The 24,390-nt window shown below is 71.8% G+C and carries 17 protein-coding genes and 1 pseudogene; 16 read left to right on the forward strand and 2 right to left on the reverse strand.

Annotated elements, in window-relative coordinates:
- Positions 1–28 precede the first annotated feature (28 nt).
- Positions 29–862, reverse strand: a complete 834-nt coding sequence (locus tag ACZ39I_RS22970) for an HAD family hydrolase (protein WP_352387815.1) — start codon at positions 860–862, stop codon at positions 29–31.
- A 611-nt stretch (positions 863–1,473) separates the two neighbouring features.
- Here ACZ39I_RS22970 and ssd point away from each other — a divergent pair.
- From ssd to ACZ39I_RS23005, 7 genes and pseudogenes are all read left to right on the forward strand, one after another.
- On the forward strand, positions 1,474–2,604 hold the full coding sequence (ssd, locus tag ACZ39I_RS22975; protein WP_467246172.1) for a septum site-determining protein Ssd: 1,131 nt from the start codon (positions 1,474–1,476) through the stop codon (positions 2,602–2,604).
- A gap of 197 nt (positions 2,605–2,801) precedes the next feature.
- Positions 2,802–3,998: a TadA family conjugal transfer-associated ATPase gene (locus ACZ39I_RS22980; protein ID WP_467246173.1), complete on the forward strand. Its 1,197-nt coding sequence runs from the start codon at positions 2,802–2,804 to the stop codon at positions 3,996–3,998.
- A 95-nt stretch (positions 3,999–4,093) separates the two neighbouring features.
- Entirely contained in the window at positions 4,094–5,107 is a 1,014-nt protein-coding gene (locus tag ACZ39I_RS22985) for a type II secretion system F family protein (RefSeq protein WP_467246174.1), read from the forward strand.
- On the forward strand, positions 5,104–5,892 hold the full coding sequence (locus ACZ39I_RS22990; protein ID WP_467246175.1) for a type II secretion system F family protein: 789 nt from the start codon (positions 5,104–5,106) through the stop codon (positions 5,890–5,892). The genes ACZ39I_RS22985 and ACZ39I_RS22990 overlap by 4 nt, the downstream gene beginning before the upstream one ends.
- An 86-nt stretch (positions 5,893–5,978) precedes the next feature.
- Positions 5,979–6,200, forward strand: coding sequence for a DUF4244 domain-containing protein (locus tag ACZ39I_RS22995; RefSeq protein ID WP_451472925.1), 222 nt, complete (start codon positions 5,979–5,981; stop codon positions 6,198–6,200).
- On the forward strand, positions 6,187–6,552 hold the full coding sequence (locus tag ACZ39I_RS23000; RefSeq protein WP_467246176.1) for a TadE family type IV pilus minor pilin: 366 nt from the start codon (positions 6,187–6,189) through the stop codon (positions 6,550–6,552). Before ACZ39I_RS22995 ends, ACZ39I_RS23000 begins: the two co-directional genes overlap by 14 nt.
- Positions 6,553–7,133: 581 nt before the next feature.
- Positions 7,134–7,502 (forward strand): annotated as a pseudogene (locus ACZ39I_RS23005) (Rv3654c family TadE-like protein); the annotation flags it as partial.
- On the opposite strand, the gene ACZ39I_RS23010 reads toward ACZ39I_RS23005, so the two are convergent.
- The gene (locus ACZ39I_RS23010; protein WP_467246177.1) at positions 7,444–10,038 is read right to left on the reverse strand and encodes a DEAD/DEAH box helicase; all 2,595 of its coding nucleotides are present in this window, start codon (positions 10,036–10,038) and stop codon (positions 7,444–7,446) included. The pseudogene ACZ39I_RS23005 and the gene ACZ39I_RS23010 overlap by 59 nt on opposite strands.
- 80 nt (positions 10,039–10,118) lie before the next feature.
- Between ACZ39I_RS23010 and bldG the strand changes: the two genes are divergently transcribed.
- From bldG to ACZ39I_RS23055, 9 genes are all read left to right on the forward strand, one after another.
- Complete coding sequence (gene bldG / locus ACZ39I_RS23015) at positions 10,119–10,460, forward strand: anti-sigma factor antagonist BldG (protein ID WP_024885807.1); 342 nt, start codon at positions 10,119–10,121, stop codon at positions 10,458–10,460.
- Positions 10,461–10,579: 119 nt separating this feature from the next.
- Positions 10,580–11,017, forward strand: coding sequence for an ATP-binding protein (locus ACZ39I_RS23020; RefSeq protein ID WP_467246178.1), 438 nt, complete (start codon positions 10,580–10,582; stop codon positions 11,015–11,017).
- Positions 11,018–11,305: 288 nt separating this feature from the next.
- Positions 11,306–13,711, forward strand: coding sequence for a sodium-translocating pyrophosphatase (locus tag ACZ39I_RS23025; RefSeq protein WP_467246179.1), 2,406 nt, complete (start codon positions 11,306–11,308; stop codon positions 13,709–13,711).
- A gap of 215 nt (positions 13,712–13,926) precedes the next feature.
- Positions 13,927–14,529 (forward strand): small secreted protein, encoded by a 603-nt coding sequence (locus ACZ39I_RS23030; protein WP_467246180.1) that lies wholly within the window; start codon positions 13,927–13,929, stop codon positions 14,527–14,529.
- Between the two features lie 103 nt (positions 14,530–14,632).
- Positions 14,633–16,174: a DUF7059 domain-containing protein gene (locus ACZ39I_RS23035; RefSeq protein ID WP_467246181.1), complete on the forward strand. Its 1,542-nt coding sequence runs from the start codon at positions 14,633–14,635 to the stop codon at positions 16,172–16,174.
- Positions 16,175–16,426: 252 nt separating this feature from the next.
- Positions 16,427–16,624, forward strand: a complete 198-nt coding sequence (locus ACZ39I_RS23040) for a hypothetical protein (protein ID WP_467246182.1) — start codon at positions 16,427–16,429, stop codon at positions 16,622–16,624.
- 259 nt (positions 16,625–16,883) lie between these two features.
- Entirely contained in the window at positions 16,884–19,721 is a 2,838-nt protein-coding gene (topA, locus tag ACZ39I_RS23045) for a type I DNA topoisomerase (RefSeq protein WP_467246183.1), read from the forward strand.
- A gap of 124 nt (positions 19,722–19,845) precedes the next feature.
- Entirely contained in the window at positions 19,846–23,028 is a 3,183-nt protein-coding gene (tmk, locus tag ACZ39I_RS23050) for a dTMP kinase (RefSeq protein ID WP_467246184.1), read from the forward strand.
- Between the two features lie 93 nt (positions 23,029–23,121).
- Entirely contained in the window at positions 23,122–24,327 is a 1,206-nt protein-coding gene (locus ACZ39I_RS23055) for a DNA polymerase III subunit delta' (RefSeq protein WP_467246185.1), read from the forward strand.
- Positions 24,328–24,390: the final 63 nt, after the last annotated feature.

The raw sequence follows: 24,390 nt of genomic DNA on the forward strand, positions 1-24,390 counted from the left end.
AATGGGCGTCAAGTGGCCCGCAATCGCCTCAGGCGACCGTCGACCGCCGCCGATTCGCGTACCAGACGAGGCCCGCCGTCGCCGCCGCCGCTCCTATCGCGGCGACCGCGACGAGCGCCGGGCGGGGCGGTACGGCGAATCCCGGCAGCCGCTGCTTGAGCCGCACCGGCCGGTGGAAATCGAGAATCGGCCACCCGCGCGCGAGGGCCTCGCGACGCAGTGCGCGGTCCGGGTTGACCGCGTGCGGATGACCCACGGCCTGGAGCATCGGCAGGTCGGTCGCCGAGTCGCTGTAGGCGTAGCAGCGCTCCAGGTCGTAGCCCTCGGACTCCGCCAGCTCCTTGACGGCCTCGGCCTTCGTCGGGCCGTACGCGTAGTACTCCACCTCGCCGGTGAAGCAGCCGTCCTCGCCGACGACCATGCGGGTCGCCACCACCCGGTCGGCGCCCAGGAGTTCGCCGATCGGCTCGACCACCTCGGCGCCGGACGTGGAGACGATGACGACGTCCCGGCCGGCGGTGTGGTGCTCCTCGATCAGGGAGGCGGCCTCGTCGTAGATGATCGGGTCGATCAGGTCGTGGAGGGTCTCGGCGACGATCTCCTTGACGTGCTGGACGTTCCAGCCGCGCACGAGCGCGGAGAGGTACTCGCGGGTGCGCTCCATCTGGTCGTGGTCCATACCGCCGACGAGGAAGACGAACTGGGCATATGCGGTCCGCAAGGCGGCCCTGCGGTTGATCAGCCCGCCTTGGTAGAACGACTTGCTGAACGTGAGCGTGCTCGACTTCGCAATGACCGTCTTGTCCAGGTCAAAGAAGGCGGCTGTGCGGGGCAAGGAGTGGTTTTCCACGACCCCGAGCATAGGCGCAGCCCATTCGGCGTAAGGTGAGGCGCGTGGGTTTGCCTGAGAGGGCTCTCGGGTACACCATGGAAGTCACGGATCGTTCGCGACCGTGCTAACGCGGTCCGGCTCCTCCCCCCCCCCGAGTCGGCCGTGAAGGCGACCCCCACTCTCCCCCCCGGTGGGGGTCGTCGCATGTCCGGGTGCGTTTTTCCTCTTCCCTGCGCGGTTGTGCGACCGCACCGAGACGGCTGCGGCCGTTCCTTCGGCATGCTCATGATCCGTCACTGCGTGTAGTCACCGCACTGCTCTGTGGAAGGCGTATGCAGGCGCCACGACCTCACCGGTATGGGTGACGGCGATATTCACAGGCGCGGAGTTGTCCACAGTTATTGACCAAGATCCACACGATTTCCCGGATCGCTGCACCGTGATTCCCACACGTCCCGCTCCTGCCGACTTCATGGCCGGTTCTGGTTTGTCGGGTGTGTTTGGCCGGTTCGTATCGGCCGTTCATATGGAGGCCGGTTGCCGGTTCTTCACATGTATGGGATCCGCGGGGCCGAAGGGGCCCCGCGGAAGAGGCGCCGTGCGGGCCCTTGGAGGGGCCTCGCATGGCGCGGTGAAGAGGGATGGAGACCATGACCGCAGCCATCACACACGAGGGACAGCCCGCCGCCGGAGGGCGGCCGGGCCGGCCGTTGATCGTCACGGAGGACGAGGATCTGCTCGACGACCTGCTGCGGCTGTGCGCGGCGGCCGGGGCGACGGCGGAGGTCCATCACGGGGTGCCGCAGCCAAGAGGCAGCTGGGAGGCCGCCCCGCTCATCCTGGTCGGCGACGACGCCGCACGGCGGGTGCGCGGGGCCGCCCGCAGGCGCGGAGTGGTGCTGGTGGGCCGCGACCAGGACGACTCCGGGGTGTGGAAGCGGGCCGTCGAGATCGGCGCCGATCACGTCCTGATGCTGCCCGACGGCGAGCAGTGGCTGGTCGACCGGATCGCCGACGTCACCGAGGGCGTCGGCCGCCCCGCCCTCACCGTCGGCGTCATCGGAGGCCGGGGCGGGGCCGGAGCGTCCACGCTCGCGTGTGCCCTCGCCGTCACCTCCGCGCGTGAGGGGCTGCGCACGCTCCTGGTGGACGCCGATCCACTGGGTGGCGGACTCGACGTACTCCTCGGCGGCGAGAGCACCGAGGGGCTGCGCTGGCCCGCGTTCGCCGCCTCGAGAGGGCGGGTCGGCGGCGGCGCCCTTGAGGAGTCGCTGCCACGGCTGCACTCGCTGCGAGTCCTGAGCTGGGACCGCGGCGACCGGATCGCCGTCCCGCCCCAGGCAGTCCGGGCGGTGCTCGCGGCGGCCCGGCGCAGGGGCGGCACCGTCGTCGTCGACCTGCCCCGCCGCCTCGACGACGGCGTCGCCGAGGCCCTCGCCCAACTGGACCTCGGAATCCTCGTGGTCCCCGCCGAACTGCGCGCCGTCGCCGCGGCCGGCCGCGTGGCCGCAGCGGTCGGGATGGTCCTGCGCGACCTGCGGGTGGCGGTACGCGGCCCGTACGCACCCGGCCTCGACGACCGCGAAGTGGCCCGACTGCTCGGCCTGCCCCTGGTGGGTGAGGTCCCGGTCGAGTCGGCACTCCAGCGTCCACAGGGGAGCGGATCACCACCGGGGGCGGCCGTACGGGGGCCACTGGCGCGGTTCTGCAAGGAGTTCTGGGAGCGGGCGTTGACCGAGGCGGGGACGGGGTCGGGGGCGGGGTCGGCATGAGCGGGATCTCCAGGTTCTCCGGGTTCTCGGGGTCCTCCGGGTCCGCCGGGTTCCAGCGGGTGGACGGCGCCGGGGTCGGCTCTGTCGGGGTGCGGCGGACGGGTGATTTGGCAGCGGGTCCCGTTGAGCGACGACTGCCGGGTGAGGCGCCGGTCGCCACGGTCGGGCGGCCGCGGACAGCCCCGGTGGGTGTTCCCATGGCGTCCTCGGCGGCCGGCGCGGACACGGCCTCCGGGCTGCTGGACGGCGTACGGCAGTGGCTGGCCGAGAGCGGAGCCGAACCGACGCCCGCGCGTGTGGCACAGGCGCTGCGGGAGCAGGGACGGGTCCTCGGGGACGCCGAAGTGCTGGGCGCGGCCGAGCGGTTGCGGTCCGAACTGGTCGGCAGCGGACCCCTGGAGCCGTTGCTCGCCGACCCGTCGGTGACGGACGTGCTCGTGTCGGCGCCGGACCGGGTCTGGGTGGACCGGGGCGGCGGACTCGAACTGACCGCCGTCTCCTTCGCCGACGCGGCCGCCGTACGACGACTCGCGCAGCGGCTCGCCGCGGTGGCGGGGCGGCGTCTCGACGACGCACGGCCCTGGGTGGACGCCCGGCTGCCGGACGGAACGCGGCTGCACGCGGTGCTGCCTCCGGTCGCCGTCGGCTGCACCTGTCTGTCACTGCGAGTCGTACGACCGCGCGCGTTCACGCTGGACGAACTAGTCGCGGCCGGCACCGTGCCGCCGGGCGGGGACCGGGTGCTGCGGGCGTTGCTGGACGCGCGGCTGTCCTTCCTCATCAGCGGCGGGACAGGCACCGGGAAAACCACCCTGCTGAGCGCGCTGCTGGGGCTCGTCGGGCCGGGTGAGCGGATCGTGCTCGCGGAGGACTCGGCGGAGCTCAGGCCGGACCATCCGCACCTCGTCCGGTTGGAGACGAGACCCGCCAACCAGGAGGGCGCCGGGCACGTCACGCTCGAGGACCTGGTGCGACAGGCACTGCGGATGCGGCCCGACCGGCTGGTCGTGGGGGAGGTGCGCGGGCCCGAGGTCGTGCATTTGCTGGCGGCCCTGAACACGGGCCACGAGGGCGGCTGCGGGACCGTGCACGCCAACGCGGCGGCCGACGTACCGGCCCGTCTGGAGGCGCTGGGTACGGCCGCGGGGCTCGACCGGGCCGCGCTGCACAGCCAGTTGGCGGCCGCGCTGTCCGTCGTACTGCATCTCGTGCGGGACCGGGCCGGGCGGCGGCGGATCGCCGAGGTGCGGGTGCTGGAGCGGGATTCCACAGGGCTGGTGCGGACGGTGCCGGCGCTGCGGTGGGGAGCGGAGGCGTTCGCGTACGAGCGGGGGTGGGAGCGGCTGCGGGGGCTGCTCGGGGAGGCGATGCGGGGGCGGGGGGAGGGCGGATGACCTGGGCGGATGACCGCGACGGGCGCGGTGACGAGAGGGCTCGGACGGTTCGGATGCTCCGACGATTCGGACGGTGAAAGGACGTGGTGATCGGGATGGGGGAGATGTCGGTGGGGTCGGCGGGAGTGGCAGTGGGATGCCTCGGGATGGCCGTGTGGCTGTGGGGCGGTCGGCGTTCCGGGGTGCGGCGGGCGCAGGTGCTGCTGGCCGGAGGCGGGGCGGGGGGAGTCGGGCCTCCGCCGTGGCGGCGGCTGGAGGGGGAACTGCGGCGGATTCGTGGGCGGCTGGGGTTCGAGTGGTGGGCGGCGGCCGCCGGGCTGGTGCTGGCCGTGCTGGGGGCCTCGGTGCTGCCGGTCCTCGCGGGGGCGGCCGGGGTGCCCTTGCTGCGGCGGCTGCGGCTGGGCCGGGAGGAGCGCCGGGTGCGTGAGCGGCGGGCGGCCGCGGTGATCGCGCTGTGCGCGGTGGTCGCCGGGGAGGTGCGGGCCGGGCGCCAGCCGGGGGAGGCGCTGGTGCGAGGTGTGAAGGACTTCGAGGAGGCGCGAACCGGTGGAGTCGGCTCGGGTGGGTCCGGGTCGGGGGCGGCGGAGGTTCTTGGGGTCGGGGTCGGGGTCGGGTCGGGGGAGGCAGGAGCTCGCGGGATCGGCTCCGGGTCCGGGTCTGAGGTGCCGGCGATCGGTGGGCTCGGGGAGACGCAGGCCGCTTTGTTGGCGGCGGCCCGGTTCGGCGGGGATGTGCCGGGGGCGCTCGCGGCGGCGGCCAGGCGGCCTGGCGCCGAGGGACTGCTGGGGCTTGCCGCGTGCTGGCGGGTGGCTGTGGACCAGGGCGCGGGGCTCGCGGCCGGGCTCGATCGGCTCGAAGGGGCGTTGCGGGCCGAGCGTGACCAACGGGCCGATCTGCGAGCCCAGTTGGCGGGAGCGCGGTCCACGGCGTGGATGCTCGCCGGGTTGCCGGTGCTGGGGCTGAGCCTCGGTGCCGCCCTCGGCGCCGATCCCCTGCACGTCCTTCTGCACACCGGTACCGGGCTGGGCTGTCTGCTGGTCGGCGGTCTGCTGGAGGGCGTCGGGATGTGGTGGGCGACGCGGATCGTGCGGGGAGCGGAGGCGGTATGAGCGCGGAAGTTTTCCACAGGCTGGGGGCGGTTCTGGGGACAGTACTGGTGGTCGCCTGGCTCGCCCGGTGGGCCGCGGCGGTGCGGCGTGAGCGGAGACTGCGGCGGCGGCTCGGGGAACTGCTGGCCGCCGCGGAGACCACGGCCGAGGGCTCGCGGTTCGAGGGGCGTGAGTTCACGCGGCGGTGGCTGCCCGTGCTCGGCGTCGGCTGTGCCGGGTGGGTGCTGGTCGGCGGTGTCGCCGGTGCCGTGGTCGGGCTGGTCGTCGCGGCGGGGGCGTGGCGGTGGCGTCTGAGGCAGCCGGCCGGCGTGGGTACCGGGGAGGCCGACGCGCGCGAGGCGGCCCGGCAACTACCGCTAGCCGCCGATCTGCTGGCGGCCTGCATCGCGGCGGGCGCCGGTCCCGTGATCGCGGCCCAGGCCGTGGGCGAGGCGCTGGGCGGGCCCGTGGGGGAGGGACTCGCGCGCGGGGCAGCGGAGGTACGGCTCGGCGGCGAACCGGGCGAGGCATGGCGAAGGCTCGCCTCGACACCGGGCGCGGGGGCGCTGGCCCGGCTGCTGGAACGCGCCGATGTGACCGGGCTGCCCGCGGCCGGGCCGGTCGCCGGGCTCGCGGCGGACGCCCGCGCCGACTGGGGGCGCGCCGCGACGGCACGGGCGCGGAAGGCCGCCGTACTGGTCACCGCGCCGGTGGGGCTGTGTTTCCTGCCCGCGTTCATCGCCGTGGGCGTGCTGCCGATCGTGATCGGGCTCGCGGGAGGAGTGCTGGGAGGGGGTGGGCGATGACGGCCGAGGGTCGCTGAGCAGACGTACGAACAGTCGGGCGAGCAGTCAGACGGTAATCAACAGGACTGATCCTTAAGGGGGTTGAGATGTACAAGACGGTACGGGCGCGGATGGGTGCCCTGGTGTGCAGGACGATGTGCCGGATGCGGTCGATGCGCGGGGACGAGGGAATGGTCACCTCCGAGTACGCGATGGGGATCGTCGCGGCGGTGGCGTTCGCGGTGGTGCTCTACAAGGTGGTCACGAGCGGGGCCGTCAGCGCGGAACTCCAGGCCATCGTGAAACGGGCGCTCGATGCGAAGGCGTGAACGGGCGGCGGACGAGGGGTTCGTGACGGCGGAGTCGGCGATGGTGCTGCCTGTGCTGGTGATGTTCGCGATGGCGCTGGTGTGGGGGCTGCTCGTGGTGGCTGCCCAGATCCAGTGTGTGGACGCGGCCAGGACGGGCGCCCGCGCGGCGGCCCGCGAGGATCTCGACGAGGCGGTCGTCCGGGTGGCTCGGGACACGGCACCGCGCGACGCGGAGGTGACGGTGGCCCGGGAGGGTGACCGGGTCCGTGTCGTGGTCGTGGCGAAGCCACCCGCACTGCACGGCCTGCCCTTCGAGGTGCGGGAGGAAGCTGTGGCCCTGGTGGAGTCAACGGTGGGGGAAGGGGGATGAGCGGCGGACTCTCGGAGCGCGAGGCTGCCGACGGGGGCTCCGCGGGCGCCCGGTGCGGCGGCGGGGGGTTCGACAACGCGGGGTCGGACGCCGTGCGGTTCGGGAAGGCCGGGTCGGACGCTGCGCGGTGTGCGAACGCTGGCTTGGGCGCTGTGAGGTGGGCGAACCTTGGGTTCGCCGCCGTGCGGTTGGCGAACGCCCGGTTCGCAAGGGTGGGCGTAGCCGACTCTCGGGTCGCTTGGGCAGGCGCCCCCGGCACCTGGTTCGCGAAGGCGAGGGCCGCCCACCCCAGGCTCTGCATCCTGCGGTCCGCGAAAGCCCGGTTCTCTGGGGCGGGCGTAGCCGACGTGCGGTGCGCTTGGGCGGGCATCGTCGGCACGGGGTCCGCGAAAGTGAGGCCTGCCCAAGTTCGGCTCGCCACCACGCGGTTCGGGAAAGCCTTGTTCGCAAAGGCGGGCGTAGCCGGCTCTCCGTTCGTCCGAGTCGGCGGCCTTGTCCGCGCTCGATTCTCCACGGTCGGCTTCGTCAACGCCCTGTTGGCCCGCGGCCGTCGTTGGGCCGTCCGGTTCGCCGGTGTTCAGGTGGGTGCCGCCCGTTCGGACCGGGGTTCCGCCACGGTCTGGAGTGTCGGTGCCATCGCGGTGCTGTGTGTGGTGTTCGGGGCCGTGCTGGCCCTCGGGCAGGCGGTCGCCGTACGGCATCGGGCGGCCGGTGGGGCGGATCTCGCGGCGCTCGCGGCGGCGGACCATTGGGCCGACGGACCGGCGGTGGCCTGCGCTCGGGCGGAGGACGTGGCGCGGGAGCAGGGGACGCGGCTCGTGCGGTGCGTGATGGTCGGCGAGGTCTCCGACGTGACGGCGGCCTCGGGGCGGGGGCCGTTCACGGCGGAGGTCAGGGCGCGGGCGGGGCCTGCGGGGCCGGTTCCGTCGGAGGCTCTGCCATTGCCGAGCCTCGGTCCGGCCCTCGGCCCGGCCCTCCGTCCTGAAGCCCTGGTGCCAGGACTTCAGGGTGTCCCTCCTGCTCCACGGAGGCACTCTCCTCCGGTGCCCCCCGCAACAGCACCGTGAGGAGCCGCACCGCCCCCCGCTTGTGCAGCGGATCGTTGCCGTTGCCGCACTTGGGGGACTGGATGCAGGACGGGCAGCCGGCGTCGCACTCGCAGGAGGCGATGGCCTGGCGGGTGGCGGTGAGCCAGGCGCGGGCGGTGTGGAAGGCGCGCTCCGCGAAGCCCGCGCCGCCCGGGTGGCCGTCGTAGACGAAGACCGTGGGGAGCAGCGTGTCGGGGTGCAGCGGGATCGACACGCCGCCGATGTCCCAGCGGTCGCAGGTCGCGAAGAGGGGCAGCAGGCCGATGGAGGCGTGTTCGGCGGCGTGCAGGGCGCCGCCGAGGATCTCCGGGTTGATCCGGGCCTCGTCGAGCTGGTCCTCGGTGACCGTCCACCACACCGCGCGTGTACGGAGCGTGCGAGGAGGGAGGTCGAGTTTCGTCTCGCCGAGCACTTCGCCGGTGATCAGACGTCTGCGGAGGAAGGAGACCACCTGGTTGGTGACCTCGACGGAGCCGTAGCACAACCTGCCCTCGCCCCAGGGGACTTCGACATCCGTCTCCAGGACGGAGATGGCCGTCGTGTCGCGGGCCACCGTCGAGTAGGACGGATTGGCCTCCTCGACCAGGGCGACCGAGTCCTCCAGGTCCAGGGAGCGGACGAGATAGGTGCGGCCCTGGTGGAGGTGGACCGCGCCCTCGTGGACGGCCGTATGGGCGGAGCCGGCGTCGACCGTTCCGAGGAGGCGGCCCGTGCCCGACTCGACGATCTGGATGGGTCGGCCGCCCTCCCCGCGGATGTCGGTGAGGTCCGCGGCCCGTTCCCGGCGGGTCCAGTGCCAGGCCTTGGTGCGGCGGCGCAGCAGTTTCGCGGACTCCAACTGCCCCAGCAAGCTCTCGGTCTCCGGCCCGAACAACTCCATGTCCTCGTCCGTCAACGGCAGTTCCGCCGCGGCCGCGCACAAGTGCGGGGCGAGGACGTACGGGTTGTCGGGGTCCAGGACCGTGGACTCCACCGGCTGGTCGAACAGGGCCTCCGGGTGATGGACGAGGTAGGTGTCCAGGGGGTCGTCGCGGGCGACCAGGACGGCCAGGGCGCCCTGGCCCGCCCGTCCGGCCCGGCCCGCCTGCTGCCACAGGGAGGCGCGCGTGCCGGGGTAGCCGGAGATCAGCACGGCGTCCAACCCCGAGACGTCGATGCCGAGTTCCAGGGCGGTGGTGGCGGCCAGGCCCAGCAACTCTCCCGAGTGGAGGGCCTGTTCCAGGGCGCGGCGCTCCTCGGGGAGATAGCCGCCGCGGTACGCCGCCACGCGGCGGGCCAGGGAGCGGTCGACCTCGGCCAGCCGTTCCTGGGCGATCACGGCGATCAGCTCGGCGCCGCGCCGGGAGCGCACGAAGGCGACCGAGCGCACGCCCTGCACGGCGAGGTCGGTGAGGAGGTCCGCCGTCTCCGCCGTGGCCGTACGGCGGACGGGGGCGCCCTTCTCGCCCTGCATCTCGGTGAGCGGGGGCTCCCAGAGGGCAAACACCAGTTCGCCGCGCGGTGAGGCGTCGTCGGCGACCTCGACCACCGGGAGACCGGTGAGGCGGCGGGCGGCGACCGACGGCTCGGCGGCCGTCGCGGAGGCCAGCAGGAAGACGGGGGAGGAGCCGTAGCGGGCGCAGAGGCGGCGCAGGCGGCGCAGCACCTGGGCGACGTGGGAGCCGAACACGCCCCGGTAGGTGTGGCACTCGTCGATGACGACGTACTTGAGCGCCTTCAGGAAGGAGGACCAACGGGAGTGGGACGGGAGTATCCCGCGGTGCAGCATGTCGGGGTTGGTCAGCACGTAGTTGGCGTACTGGCGGATCCACTCGCGTTCCTCGAACGGCGTGTCGCCGTCGTAGACCGCGGGGCGTACGGAATTGGCCAGCGGTTGTGAAAGTTCCTTCACCGAACGGCACTGGTCCGCGGCCAGGGCCTTCGTGGGGGACAGGTAGAGCGTGGTGGCGCCGCGGCCGTTCGGCGCCTCGGAACCGTCCAGGAGCGTGGAGAGGACCGGCACGAGGTACGCCAGGGACTTGCCGGAGGCGGTGCCGGTGGCGACGACGACCGACTCGCCGTCCAGGGCGTGTTCGGCCGCGCGTGCCTGGTGGGCCCACGGGTGCTCGATGCCGCAGGCATGGACGGCCGCGATGACCTCCGAGCGGATCCGATCGGGCCAGACGGCATGGCGACCCGCACGTGGGGGCAAGTGCTCCGTATGAGTGATGCGCGCAGCCCGGCTCGGCCCGGCGGCGAGCCGGTCCAGGACCGTGCTCGGCGTGGGGCGGGGACCGGCATCCGTCGAGGGTCGATCGGATCGGAGATTCTTGGCCATCGGCACCGAGTGTGTCACTGGCGTGACGGACAATGGGACCAAGGCGTCGTGCACGCCTGCCGGTAAGTGATTGAATGCCATCGCGGCTGGCGAACCGTCCCGGGGGCTCTGCCGAGGTGTCCCGAGGGGCGACCGCTCGATAGCAAGGTGCTGGAGGATCCGTGGACCTGTCCCTGTCGACCGAGACCATCGGCGATCGCACGATCGTCAGGGTCGGTGGCGAAATCGACGTATATACCGCGCCCAAGCTGCGCGAGCAGCTGGTCGAGCTGGTGAATGACGGCAGTTTCCACCTTGTCGTCGACATGGAGGGCGTGGACTTCCTCGACTCCACCGGGCTCGGCGTACTGGTCGGCGGACTGAAGCGGGTGCGTGCCCATGAGGGCTCGCTGCGCCTGGTCTGCAACCAGGAGCGCATTCTCAAGATCTTCCGTATCACCGGCCTCACCAAGGTGTTCCCGATCCACACCTCGGTCGAGGAAGCGGTGGCGGCGACCGACTGACCCGTTCCCGGGCCCGTGCCCGGATCGGCAGGAGGACGTCGACAGAAGCAGAAGGAGGGGGTCCGGGCTTTCGGCGGCCCGGTCCCCCGACAGCACGCCCGTAGTTCCGAGGGGGACGCATGGCCACCGTTGAACTCCGTTTCAGCGCGCTGCCCGAGCACGTCAGGACCGCCCGACTGGTGGCGGCAGCGGTGGCGCGCAGGGCCGGAGTGGACGAGGCCGTCCTCGACGAGGTCAGGCTCGCAGTCGGCGAGGCCTGCACCCGTGCCGTCGGACTGCACCAGAACGGCGGCATCACCGCGCCGGTCCAGGTGCTGCTGATCGACGAGGAGAAGCAGTTCTCCATCGAGGTCGGCGACGAGGCACCGCATTCGGCCCCGGGCGACCGGGCGTCGGGTGCGCCGGGCGAGGAGCCCGACGCGGAGACCGAGGAGGACGAGATGGGCCTCGCGGTCATCAGCGGCCTCGTCGACGACGTCGAGGTCACCGCAGGGGAGCACGGCGGACAGATCCGTATGACCTGGCCGACCATGCCGCCGGCCGTAGCGCTTCCCTGACTTTCTCCCCGTTCGAATCAGATTTCTGTTCGACATGCGGAAGGGCCCCACCACACCGGTGGGGCCCTTCCGCATGTCGGCTCGGGCTTTCTGTGCCTACAGTGGTCTGGTGCGATGCCTTTCGTGAATTGATTCACGATCAAGATATCGGCCATGAATGCCTTCGGGGCATTACTGCTTTCAGGTTCTGTAAAGGCGAATTCCGTTTACCGCGCCCTGTTTTGATCAGGACGGGGTACCTACAATCCGTCCACATCTTGAGCTCAGCCCAAGCGTCAAGGAGGACGAATGGCGGGGCTTTCTACCCCTGATCAGTTGGACCAGCCCACAACCTTCGCGGCTGCGGTGCTCACCGACGACAACCGGGTGCTGGTCGCGGTCATCGCGGTCGTCGCCCTGGCGGCGCTCGCGGTGGCAGGCGTCCTGGTACGCCAGGTGCTCGCGGCCGGCGAGGGCACCGACAGCATGAAAAAGATCGCGAAGGCGATCCAGGAAGGCGCGAACGCCTATCTGGCACGCCAGCTGCGCACGCTCGGCGTATTCGCCGTCGTCGTGTTCTTCCTGCTCATGCTGCTGCCCGCGGACGACTGGAATCAGCGCGCAGGCCGATCCCTGTTCTTCTTGATCGGCGCCGGCTTCTCGGCGGCCACCGGCTATATCGGCATGTGGCTCGCGGTGCGCAGCAATGTGCGGGTGGCCGCGGCGGCGCGTGAAGCCACTCCGGCGGCGGGCGAGCCGGAAAAGGATCTCACCGCCGTCTCGCACAAAGCCATGAAGATCGCTTTCCGTACGGGCGGCGTGGTCGGCATGTTCACGGTGGGGCTCGGTCTGCTGGGCGCCTCCTGTGTGGTGCTGGTGTACGCGGCCGACGCGCCGAAGGTCCTGGAGGGATTCGGTCTCGGTGCGGCGCTCATCGCGATGTTCATGAGGGTCGGCGGCGGCATCTTCACCAAGGCCGCCGATGTCGGCGCCGACCTGGTCGGCAAGGTCGAGCAGGGCATCCCGGAGGACGACCCGCGCAACGCCGCGACCATCGCCGACAACGTGGGCGACAACGTCGGCGACTGCGCGGGCATGGCGGCCGACCTCTTCGAGTCGTACGCCGTGACCCTGGTCGCCGCGCTGATCCTGGGCAAGGCGGCCTTCGGCGACTTCGGACTCGCCTTCCCGCTGCTCGTCCCGGCGATCGGCGTGATCACCGCGATGATCGGCATCTTCGCGGTCGCCCCACGCCGTTCCGACCGCAGCGGCATGTCCGCGATCAACCGCGGGTTCTTCATCTCCGCGGTGATCTCGCTCGTGCTGGTGGCGGTGGCCGTCTTCGTCTACCTCCCGGGGAAGTACGCCGACCTCGACGGCGTCACCGACACGGCGATCAGCGGAAGGGACGGCGACCCGCGGATCCTCGCGCTCGTCGCCGTGGCGATCGGCATCCTGCTCGCCGCCGTCATTCAGCAGCTGACCGGTTACTTCACCGAGACCAACCGCCGCCCGGTCCAGGACATCGGCAAGAGCTCTCTCACGGGGCCTGCCACCGTCGTCCTCGCCGGTATCTCGATCGGTCTCGAGTCGGCCGTCTACACCGCCCTGCTGATCGGCCTCGGCGTCTACGGGGCGTTCCTGCTCGGCGGCACCTCGATCATGCTGGCGCTGTTCGCGGTGGCGCTGGCCGGCACCGGCCTGCTCACCACGGTCGGTGTGATCGTCGCCATGGACACCTTCGGGCCGGTCTCCGACAACGCGCAGGGCATCGCCGAGATGTCCGGCGACGTCGAGGGCGCGGGCGCGCAGGTGCTCACCAACCTGGACGCCGTCGGCAACACCACCAAGGCCATCACCAAGGGCATCGCCATCGCCACCGCGGTCCTGGCGGCGTCGGCGCTCTTCGGGTCGTACCGTGACGCGATCACGACCGGCGCGCAGGACGTCGGCGAGAAGCTCAGCGGGGACGGCGCGCCGATGAGCCTGATGATGGACATCTCGCAGCCCAACAACCTCGTCGGCCTGATCGCCGGCGCGGCGGTCGTCTTCCTCTTCTCGGGGCTGGCGATCAACGCGGTGTCGCGGTCGGCGGGTTCCGTGGTGTACGAGGTGCGGCGGCAGTTCCGCGACCATCCCGGGATCATGGACTACAGCGAGGAGCCGGAATACGGCAAGGTCGTCGACATCTGCACCAAGGACGCCCTGCGCGAACTCACCACGCCCGGTCTGCTCGCCGTGCTGGCGCCGATCTTCATCGGGTTCACCCTCGGGGTCGGCGCGCTCGGCGCGTTCCTTGCGGGCGCGATCGGCGCGGGCACCCTGATGGCGGTCTTCCTGGCCAACTCCGGCGGTGCCTGGGACAACGCCAAGAAGCTCGTCGAGGACGGTCACCACGGCGGCAAGGGCAGCGAGGCCCATGCCGCGACCGTGATCGGCGACACCGTCGGCGACCCCTTCAAGGACACCGCGGGCCCCGCGATCAACCCGCTGCTGAAGGTGATGAACCTGGTGGCGCTGCTGATCGCTCCGGCGGTGATCAAGTTCAGCTACGGCGAGGACAAGAGCATCGGCGTACGGATCTTCATCGCCGTCCTCGCGTTCCTCGTGATCGCCGGCGCGGTCTACGTCTCCAAGCGGCGCGGGATCGCCGTGGGTGACGAAGACAACGAGAAGAAGCCGGCCAAGTCGGCGGATCCCGCGGTGGTTTCGTAGGCCCACCGACGAGCCCCAGGTCAAGGGGCGGGCGGGCGGCGCGCGTTCATGCGCCGCACGCCCGCCCTGTGCGTGCGCGCCGCTCGGCCGTGAGGCTTCTCTCTCCGGGGGCGAATGCTGATAAAAGGTGCCTATTGGTGACATTCAGGACGTGGATGTCATGCGTGTGCTGTGTAAGGTCCGGGGGCTGAGAGGCCACGGAAGGGACCGATCCGGTGAAAAAGAAGCTCGCGGCCGCACTGTCCGGCAGTGCGGTACTGGTACTGGCGCTGACGGGATGCGGTGGCGGCAGCGAGGACAACAAGGAACTCGACGCCTGGGCCAAGAAGGTCTGTGACCTGGTGCCGGCCCAGAACAAGAAGATCACGGCGGCCTACGACGCGATCACCAAGGCGGCCGAGGACACCGAGAGCACCCCGGCGGAGCTCCAGAAGGCCGACTCCCAGGCCTTCCAGGACCTGTCCGACGGCTACAAGGCGCGCGCGACGGTCATCAGCAACGCCGGGGCGCCTCCGGGTGCCGAGGACGGCGCGAAGAAGCTCCAGAAGGCCGTCAAGCAGCTCACGGCGCTCTCGGCGTCCTACGCCGACATGAAGACGCAGGTGGACGGGCTCAACACCAAGGACCAGGCGAAGTTCGCGACCGGTCTCAAGGACGTCTCCGCCGAGATGCAGAAGGTCGAGACACAGCGTCAGACCGCGCTCGCCGCGCTGAAGGACCTGGAGTCGGGCGACACCAAGCAGGCCCTGGCCGATCAGCCGGGCTGCAAGCAGGCGTCCACGTCAGCGACGGGGTCCGCTTCGGCGACGGACAGCTGAGCGGCCGGGGCCGGCGGCTGAGCGGGGTCGCCTCGCGGCGAGCCGATCGTCGAGGCGTGGCGGGCGGGAGGTGCGGACGGCGGCTGCGGGCCACAATGGGGGCGTGAGTACCTCCAGTCTGCCCACGCTGCCCGCCGCCCCCGCCCCCGCTCCCGGCCGTCCCGATGTCACCGCCCGGCTGAGGGACGCCCTCCTCGGGGCCTCCTTCACCGCCGACGGGCTGCTGGAACTGCTCGGCGCCCCCGCCTATGCGGCCCTCGCGCGCAGCGAGACCGTGCCCGCGCTCCGGGCGACCCGCGGGGACACCCCGCTGGAGGTGCTCGTACGCCTGTTCCTCCTCCAGCAGCCGGTGCCCCACGCGCGCGTGGCGGACGTCCTGCCCGTCGAGGCGTGTCTGGAGAGCGGCTGGCTGGTCAGCGCCGGCGCGGACGAGGTCGCCGCGACCGTGGACGTGCGGCCGTACGGGGGCCCCGGCGGCGAGGACTGGTTCATCGTGTCGGACCTGGGCTGTGCCGTCGGCGGTGCCGGTGGCATCGGCAGCCGGGAGGAGGGCGTCGTCCTCGGCGTCGGCGGTGCCTCTACGACCCTGGCCGGCATCACGGTCCGTACGCCCGTCTCGTCCGCCCTCGACCTCGGCACCGGCTCCGGGATCCAGGCCCTGCACGCCGCACAGCACGCCACGCGCGTGACGGCGACCGATCTCAACCCGCGCGCGCTGCACATCACCGCGCTCACGCTGGCCCTGTCCGGTGCCCCGGCGGCCGATCTGCGGGAGGGCTCCCTGTTCGAGCCCGTCAAGCAGGGGGAGACGTACGACCTCATCGTGTCGAACCCGCCCTTCGTGATCTCGCCCGGCGCGCGGCTGACGTACCGCGACGGCGGGATGGGCGGGGACGATCTGTGCCGCTCGGTCGTTCAGGGGGCGGGGGAGTTGCTGAACGAGGGCGGGTTCGCGCAGTTCCTCGCCAACTGGCAGCACGTCGCGGGGGAGGACTGGCAGGACAGGCTCAGGTCGTGGGTGCCGCGCGGGTGCGACGCGTGGGTCGTGCAGCGCGAGGTGCAGGACGTCACGCAGTACGCCGAGCTGTGGCTCAGGGACGCCGGTGACCACCGCGGCGACCCGGCCGAGTACCAGGCGCTGTACGACGCGTGGCTGGACGAGTTCGAGGCGCGCAAGGTGAGGGCCGTCGGCTTCGGCTGGATCACCCTGCGCAGGACGGGCTCCGCCGAGCCCTCGATCACCGTGGAGGAGTGGCCGCACCCGGTCGAGCAGCCGCTCGGGGACACCGTCCGGGCCCACTTCGAGCGCCTCGACTACCTGCGCGCCAACGACGACGCGGCCCTGCTGGAGGCCCACTTCACACTTGTGCCCGAGATCGTCCAGGAGCAGGTCGGACTGCCCGGCGCGGAGGACCCGGAGCACGTCGTGCTGCGCCAGCACCGCGGAATGCGCCGGGCCACCAAGGTGGACACCGTCGGGGCGGGCTTCGTCGGCGTGTGCGACGGCTCGCTCAGCGCGGGTCGCATCCTCGACGCGATCGCCCAGCTCATGGACGAGGACCCGGTCATGCTGCGGGACCGTACGCCCGCACAGATCCGGCTGCTGGTGGAGCAGGGGTTCCTGGAGCCGTCCCGGTCGGCCTGACCGACAACAGTCGGCCTGACCGACAACAAGAAAGTCGAGCGGGAAGACGCCCCCGCCCGGCGCGGTCTGAATCCGGTCGGTTTCTGTGAGCGTCCGGCACAGCCAGGGGTGGCGGTCGGGCGGGGCCGGCCAGGGGGTCCGTGGTCGTGTCGGCACGGCGTTCACCCGGGGTTCGTCCGCCCGCCGTCCGCGCGTGCCAGTCTCCATCGGAACCGCACGCGCGGACGGGCGAAACAGGGGGCACGGGCAATCATGGAGAGCGGACCGGCGATCTTCACGGGAATGGTGTTCGCCCTGTTCGGAGGAGGGCTGCTGGTGTGGACCGCGGCCCGGGTACGGCATCGCGAGCCCGTCGCCCATGGTGTGAGTCCCGTCGCATCCGCGACCGTGGCGACCCTCGCCGCGCTCATCGCGCTGGCCCTCGGGGCGTGGTGCCTGACCGGCCTCTAGGACGGCTCCCGGGAGGTCTTCTCGAGCAGGCCGACCGGTAAGAGGGAGATCGCCCTCCGGACGAGACCGAAAAGGCCGGTGGGTACTCCGGGCGGCAGGAATGGCGGTAGTCGGGTTACCGTTCGAGTGGCCGTTGCGGGCTTTTCCCGTTTGACACGGGGGCGGGATGTACCGTCACACTCCGCAGCGTCAGCATGACCCGACCCCGGGAACCAAGGCCTGGGGATACCCCCAGCGTCGACCGGAGAGAAGAGCGAAGTTGTCCCCGACCAGCGACCCCGCACAGGGCGGCCGCCGACTCGTCATCGTCGAGTCGCCTGCCAAGGCGAAGACGATCAAGGGCTATCTCGGCCCCGGATACGTCGTCGAGGCGAGCGTCGGGCACATCCGCGACCTCCCCAGCGGCGCCGCAGAAGTGCCCGAGAAGTACACCGGTGAGGTCCGCCGCCTCGGCGTGGACGTCGAGCACGACTTCGAGCCCATCTATGTCGTCAACGCCGACAAGAGGGCCCAGGTCAAGAAGCTCAAGGACCTGCTGAAGGACTCCGACGAGCTCTTCCTCGCCACCGATGAGGACCGCGAGGGCGAGGCCATCGCCTGGCACCTCCAGGAGGTGCTCAAGCCCAAGGTCCCGGTCAAGCGGATGGTCTTCCACGAGATCACCAAGGCCGCGATCCAGGCCGCCGTCGCCAACCCGCGCGAGCTGAACCAGAAGCTGGTCGACGCCCAGGAGACCCGCCGCATCCTCGACCGCCTCTACGGCTACGAGGTCTCGCCGGTCCTGTGGAAGAAGGTCATGCCGCGCCTGTCGGCCGGCCGTGTCCAGTCGGTCGCCACCCGGCTCGTCGTCGAGCGGGAACGCGAGCGCATCGCGTTTCGTTCTGCCGAGTACTGGGACCTGACGGGCACCTTCGCGACCGGCCGCGCGGGGGACTCCTCGGACCCGTCGTCGCTGGTCGCCCGCCTCCAGACCGTCGACGGCAGGCGGGTCGCGCAGGGCCGCGACTTCGACTCCCTGGGACAACTGAAGAGCGCGAACACCCTCCATCTCGACGAGGCGAACGCCCGCGCGCTCGCCGCCGCCCTGGAGCAGACCCGGTTCGCGGTCCGCTCGGTCGAGTCCAAGCCGTACCGCCGCTCGCCCTACGCCCCGTTCCGTACGACGACCCTCCAGCAGGAGGCGTCGCGCAAGCTCGGTTTCGGCGCGAAGGCGACCATGCAGGTGGCCCAGAAGCTGTACGAGAACGGCTTCATCACCTACATGCGTACGGACTCCACGACCCTCAGCGACACCGCCATCACCGCGGCCCGCGCCCAGGTCACCCAGTTGTACGGCGCTGACTACCTGCCCTCGTCGCCGCGCACCTACGCCGGGAAGGTCAAGAACGCCCAGGAGGCGCACGAGGCGATCCGGCCCTCGGGTGACCGTTTCCGCACCCCCGCCGAGACCGGCCTGACCGGCGACCAGTTCAGGCTCTACGAGCTGATCTGGAAGCGCACCGTCGCCTCGCAGATGAAGGACGCGACCGGCAACAGCGTGACCGTGAAGATCGGTGGCACCGCCGCCGACGGCCGGGACGTCGAGTTCAGCGCCTCCGGCAAGACGATCACCTTCCACGGCTTCCTCAAGGCCTACGTCGAGGGCGCCGACGACCCGAACGCCGAGCTGGACGACCGCGAGCGCCGGCTGCCCCAGGTCGCCGAGGGCGACGCCCTGAGCGCCGAGGAGATCACGGTCGACGGGCACGCCACCAAGCCCCCGGCCCGCTACACCGAGGCCAGCCTGGTCAAGGAGCTCGAAGAGCGCGAGATCGGCCGCCCCTCGACGTACGCGTCGATCATCGGCACGATCCTCGACCGCGGCTATGTCTTCAAGAAGGGCACCGCACTGGTGCCGTCCTTCCTGTCCTTCGCCGTGGTCAACCTCCTGGAGAAGCACTTCGGCCGGCTCGTCGACTACGACTTCACCGCCCGGATGGAGGACGACCTCGACCGCATCGCGGCCGGTCAGGCGCAGTCCGTGCCGTGGCTGAGGCGCTTCTACTTCGGTGAGACATCGCCGGACAGCGGCTCCACCACCGGCGGTGCGGCCGACGCCGGCAACGGCGACGGGGACCACCTCGGCGGCCTCAAGGAACTGGTGACCGACCTGGGCGCGATCGACGCGCGCGAGGTCTCCTCGTTCCCGGTGGGCAACGACATCGTGCTCAGGGTCGGCCGCTACGGCCCGTACATCGAGCGCGGCGAGAAGGACTCCGAGAACCACCAGCGGGCGGACGTGCCCGAGGACCTGGCGCCGGACGAGCTGTCCGTCGAGCTCGCGGAGGAACTGCTCGCCAAGCCGAGCGGTGACTTCGAGCTGGGCGCCGACCCGGTGACGAGCCACCAGATCATCGCCCGCGACGGCCGTTACGGCCCGTACGTCACCGAGGTGCTCCCCGAGGGCACCCCGAAGACCGGCAAGAACGCCGTGAAGCCGCGTACGGCCTCGCTGTTCAAGTCGATGTCGCTGGACACGGTGACCCTCGAGGACGCCCTGAAGCTGATGTCGCTGCCGCGTGTCGTCGGCAAGGACGCCGAGGGCCAGGAGATCACCGCGCAGAACGGCCGCTACGGCCCGTACCTGAAGAAGGGCACGGACTCGCGGTCGCTGCAGACCGAGGACCAGCTCTTCACGATCACGCTGGAAGAGGCGCTGGCGATCTACGCCCAGCCCAAGCAGCGTGGCCGCGCGGCCGCCAAGCCGCCGCTGAAGGAACTGGGCACCGACCCGGTCAGCGAGAAGCCGGTCGTGGTCAAGGACGGCCGCTTCGGACCGTATGTGACCGACGGAGAGACCAACGCGACCCTGCGCTCCGGCGACAGCGTCGAGGAGATCACCCCCGAGCGCGGTTTCGAACTCCTCGCCGAGAAGCGGGCGAAGAGTCCCGCCAAGAAGACGGCGAAGAAGGCGCCCGCGAAGAAGGCCCCGGCCAAGAAGGCGACGGCCGCCAAGACCGCGGCGAAGAAGACCACGACGGCCGCGAAGAAGACGACGGCGAAGAAGACGACCACCGCGAAGAAGGCGACGGCGTCGAAGGCGGCGTCCGAGGACTGAGTACACCGCTGTTCCTCCACTGAAGCTTCGCAATGCGAACGTCCCGGCATCACTTTGGTGTCGGGACGTGCACACGTCAGGACGCGCTCCCCGGGCTGTCGGTGGCTCCCGATAGGCTGAATGCATGACCCGTGCGGAGCAGCCAACGGCCCCTGACCCGGCTCCCGACGACGCCCTGGTCGCGGACTCCCGCGAGCGCGCCGTCCGCGCCCTGCTGCGCAGGCCCCAGCTCAAACGCCTGTGGAGCGCCCAGCTCGTCGGCGGGATCGGCGACACCCTCGCACTCCTGGTGCTGGTGCTGCTGGCCCTTCAGGCGGCGATCGCCGAAGGCTCCTTCGGCGGCGGCTACCGGGGCGTGGCGTTCGCAGTGGCGACCGTCTTCGGTACGCGCATCCTGGCGACGCTGCTCTTCGGCGCCGTCCTGCTCGGCCCGTTGACCTCGCTCACGTCGCAGGAGGGGCCGCTCGACCGCCGCTGGACCATGGTCGGCGCGGACGGAGTCAGGCTCGCACTGCTCATCGTCGCGCCCCTGTGGGTCGACTGGATGCCGGACGACGCCCTCGCGATGCTCCTGGTGACCGTCTTCGTGGCCGGGGTCGCCGAGCGCTTCTGGACCGTGTGCCGCGAGAGCGCGGCGCCCGCCCTGCTGCCGGCTCCTCCGCCGGAGGGGGCGACGGTACGACCCCTGCCGGACCACCTGGACGCGCTGCGCCGCCTGTCGCTGCGGACGACCTTCGTGGCGATCCCGCTGGCCGGTGCCGCCCTTGTCGCCGCGGGCCTGCTCAACAACCTGCTGGGCTCCGGCATCGACTGGTTCGGCCAGCACCAGGCGGCCCTCGCGTCGTATGTCGCGGCCGGGCTGTTCGCCGCCTCCCTGTCCCTGCTGACCTTCCTGGAACTGCCCGCCACCCGCACTCCGCGCGCGCGTTCGCCGCTGGAGGGGCTGCGCCGCCCCAAGACGGGCACCGGCGTCGACAAGGGCCGTACCGGCGCGATCCCGCTGCTGGTGCCGGCCTGCGCGGCCGTCGCCGGGGTGATCGCGGCCGCCGTGGCCGTCGCCGTGCTGCACGCCAAGGACCTGGGCGGCGGCCCGGTGATGTACGGGCTGATGGTGCTCGCGCTGACCGGCGGCGTCGTGATCGGCATCCGTACGGCGCCCAAGGTGCTGGTCTCGCTGTCGCGGCGCCGGCTGCTCGCGCTGGCGATCGCCTTCACCGGCATCGCCCTGCTGGCCGCCGGGCTCGTCCCGGACGTCACCACCGTGCTGCTGATCGACGCGCTGGCCGGTGTCGGCGCGGGTGTGGCCGCCAACACCGGGCACACCCTGCTCGACCAGGAGACCGAGGAATACCGGCGGGCGCGGACCACCGAGCATCTGCACGCGGTCGTGCGGGTCGCCGTGGCGTTCGGCGCGCTGGTCGCCCCCGTGGTGGCCGCGGCGATCGGACCGCACCGGCTGGAGAACGGCAAGTTCGTGTTCGCGCACGGCGGCGCCGCGTTCACCCTGATGCTGGTCGGCGCCCTCCTGCTGCCGGTGGCCGCGCTGGTCCTCGCCAAGGTCGACGACCGGTCCGGCGTACCCCTCCGGCACGACCTGCGGGACGCGCTGCTCGGCGGCGACGACCCGGAAGCGGTGCCCGCCGCCTCCGGCTTCTTCATCGCCCTGGAAGGCGGCGACGGGGCCGGGAAATCCACCCAGGCCGAGGCGCTCGCCGAATGGATAAGGGCCAAGGGCCACGAGGTCGTGCTGACGCGTGAACCGGGGGCCACCCCGGTGGGCAAGCGGCTGCGGTCGATCCTGCTGGACGTGTCGAGCACCGGGCTCTCGCACCGCGCGGAGGCGCTGCTGTACGCGGCGGACCGCGCGGAGCACGTGGACACCGTGGTCAGGCCCGCGCTGGAGCGCGGCGCGGTCGTGATCTCCGACCGGTACATCGACTCCTCGGTGGCGTACCAGGGTGCCGGGCGGGACCTGTCCCCGACGGAGATCGCCCGCATCAACCGCTGGGCGACCGACGGCCTGGTGCCGCATCTGACCGTCCTGCTGGACGTGTCCCCGGAGATCGCCCGCGAGCGGTTCACCGAGGCGCCGGACCGGCTGGAGTCGGAGCCGGCGGAGTTCCACGCGCGCGTGCGCTCCGGATTCCTCACGCTGGCCGCCGCCGACCCCGGCCGCTACCTGGTCGTGGACGCCGGGCAGGAGCCCGAGGCCGTCACGACCGTCGTACGGCATCGCCTCGACCAGACGCTTCCGCTGTCCGAGCAGGAGATCCGGGAGCAGGAGGAGGCCCGCCGCAAGGCCGAGGAGGAGGCGCGGCGCAGGGCCGAGGAAGAGGCCGCGCGCAAGGCCGAGGAGGAGCGCCTGGAGCGTGAGCGCCAGGAGCAGCTCGCCCGGTTGAAGGCCGAGGAGGAGGAGCGCAAGCGGCGCGAGCTGGAGGAGGCCCAGCGCCGCGAGGCGGAACGCCAGGCGGAGGAGGCCCGGCTGCGGGCCGAGGAAGCGCGCAGGCGGGCCGAGGAGGAGCGGGCACGGCTCCTCGCCGAGGAGAAGGCACGCGCGGAGGAAGAGGCGCGGCGCAAGGCCCAGGAGGAGGCCGCCCGCAAGCGGGCCGAGGAGGAGGCGCGACTGCGTGCCGAGGCCGAGGAGCGGCGGCTGGAGAAGCAGCGCAAGGCCGAGGCGGCTCTGCTGAGGGCCGAGGAGGCCCGGCGGCTCGCCGAGGCCGCGGCCCTGGCGGCGGAGGCGGGGCCCAAGCAGGCGGCCACTCCTGCTGTGGGGTTGGACGCGGCGACCGTACCCACGCCTGTGGTGACGCCGACGAACGCCTCCGGCGGACCGGTGGACGAGACGGCCGTGCTGCCTCGGGTGCCCATGGAGAAGGACGACGAGGATGCGTCCGCAGGTGGGACCTCCGGTGGGTCCACCTCCGATGCCGAGGTGACGGCCGAGCTGCCTCAGCCTCCGGTGCCGCCGGGTGCGGCGGACGAGACCGCGGTGCTGCCTCCCGTGCCGCCGGGTGCGGCGGACGAGACCGCGGTGCTGCCTCCCGTGCCGCCGGGTGCGGCCGATGAGACGGCCGTGCTGCCTCCTGTGCCGGCGGATGGGCCTTCGGATCGGGTGCCGCGGGGGTATTTCCGGGACGAGGAGCGGACGCGGGAGCTGCCGCAGGTCGACGCGGAGGGAACGCCGCGGCGCAGGGCCCGGTCGGACTGGGCCGAGGAGACTCCGTTGGACGATCTGCCCACGCTGGCCGACGAGTTGCTCGGGCCGCATGACGACGAGCCCAGGGACGATCGCCGTCGCAGGCGCTGAGAGACCACGCCGGTTGTCAGTGCTCGCCCCCACAATGGACCCCTGGGGCAATGGACAGCCGGCGCGAAAGATGACGAAAGGGCGGCGTGACCCATGACCGTATGGGACGACCTGGTCGGCCAGGAGAGGGTGAGCGAGCAGCTCGCGGCCGCCGCTCGGGACGCCGACGCCCTGGTCACCGCCGTCGCCACCGGCGCCCCGCCGCCCGAGGCGTCGAAGATGACGCATGCCTGGCTGTTCACGGGCCCCCCGGGGGCGGGCCGGAACCAGGCGGCGAGGGCCTTCGCCGCCGCGCTGCAGTGCGTCAGTCCGGACCGGGCCCTCGGGGGAGTCCCCGGCTGCGGGTTCTGCGACGGGTGTCATACGGCCCTCATCGGCACCCACGCCGACGTCTCCTCCGTGGCCGCCGTCGGCACCCAGATCCTCGCCGACGACATGCGGGACACCGTCAGGAAGTCCTTCACCTCACCGGCGACCGGCCGCTGGCAGATCATCCTCGTCGAGGACGCCGAGCGGTTGAACGAGAAGTCGGCCAACGCGGTCCTCAAGGCCGTGGAGGAGCCCGCCCCGCGCACGGTCTGGCTGCTGTGCGCGCCGTCCATCGAGGACGTCCTGCCGACGATCCGCTCCCGCTGCCGCCACCTGAACCTGAGCACCCCCTCCGTGGAGGCCGTCGCCGACATGCTCGTGCGCCGCGAGGGCGTCGAGCCGGCCGCCGCGATGGCCGCCGCCCGTGCCACCCAGGGTCATGTCGACCGGGCCCGCCGCCTCGCCACCGACCCGGCCGCGCGCGAGCGCCGTGCCGCCGTGCTGAAGCTGCCCCTGCGCGTCGAGGACATCGGCGGCTGTCTCAGGGCGGCGCAGGAACTCGTCGACGCGGCGGCCGACGACGCCAAGCAGCTCGCCGAGGAGGTGGACGGCAAGGAGACCGAGGACATGAAGGCGGCGATGGGCGCCTCCCAGGGCGGCCGCATGCCTCGCGGCACGGCGGGCGTGATGAAGGACCTGGAGGACCGGCAGAAGCGCCGCCGCACCCGTACCCAGCGCGACAGCCTCGACCTGGCCCTGACCGACCTCACCGCGTTCTACCGTGACGTCCTCGCCCTCCAGTTCGGCTCCCGGGTCGCGATCGCCAACGCGGACGCCGAGGACGCCCTGGAGCGGCTCGCCCGCGGCAGCACTCCGGAGGCCACGCTCCGCCGCATCGAGGCGATCGGCGCCTGCCGCGACGCCCTCGACCGCAATGTGGCCCCGCTGCTCGCGGTGGAGGCCATGACGATGGCACTCAGAGCCGGTTGAAGCGGAGTTGACCGGAGTTGACCCCGTCACTCGTACGAGGCTTTGTTTACACGGATAGCAATC

This window comes from Streptomyces sp. NPDC024687, assembly GCF_055559055.1.